The sequence below is a fragment of the Vibrio sp. 1069 genome (assembly GCF_033340555.1).
Genome location: NZ_JAWOWP010000624.1, coordinates 1 through 596 on the forward strand (window position 1 = coordinate 1; position 596 = coordinate 596).

Annotated in this window: 1 pseudogene; it reads left to right on the forward strand. The window is 52.3% G+C overall.

Features of this window, described 5'->3' with window-relative positions:
* Window positions 1–596: pseudogene (locus R7040_RS28110) on the forward strand (beta-ketoacyl synthase N-terminal-like domain-containing protein); the annotation flags it as partial.

Below are 596 nucleotides of genomic sequence, written 5' to 3' on the forward strand. Positions count from 1 at the left end.
GCGCACCTAATGAAAGGCATTCTGGCACGCAACCCACAAGTGAACCCAAGCGAGATTGAAGACATCTACTGGGGCTGTGTGCAACAAACGCTTGAGCAAGGCTTTAACATCGCGCGTAATGCAGCGCTGCTTGCTGGCCTACCAATTGAGATTGGCGCAGTAACCGTGAATCGTCTGTGTGGCTCATCTATGCAAGCCCTGCATGATGGTACTCGTGCAATCATGACAGGTGACGCGGAAATTTGCCTGATCGGTGGTGTCGAGCACATGGGTCACGTACCAATGAACCACGGTGTGGACTTCCACCCAGGCATGTCGAAAAACGTCGCCAAAGCCGCTGGCATGATGGGTTTAACCGCTGAAATGCTTGGTAAGCTTCATGGTATCAGCCGTGAGCAACAAGATGAGTTTGCGGCGCGCTCTCATGCTCGTGCTCACGCAGCAACATTGGAAGGTCGCTTTAAAAACGAAATCCTACCAACCGAAGGCCACGCAGCAGACGGTACATTGTTCCAGTTAGATTACGATGAAGTGATTCGTCCAGAGACCACCGTTGAAGGTCTGTCTCAACTTCGCCCGGTATTCGACCCAGCGAA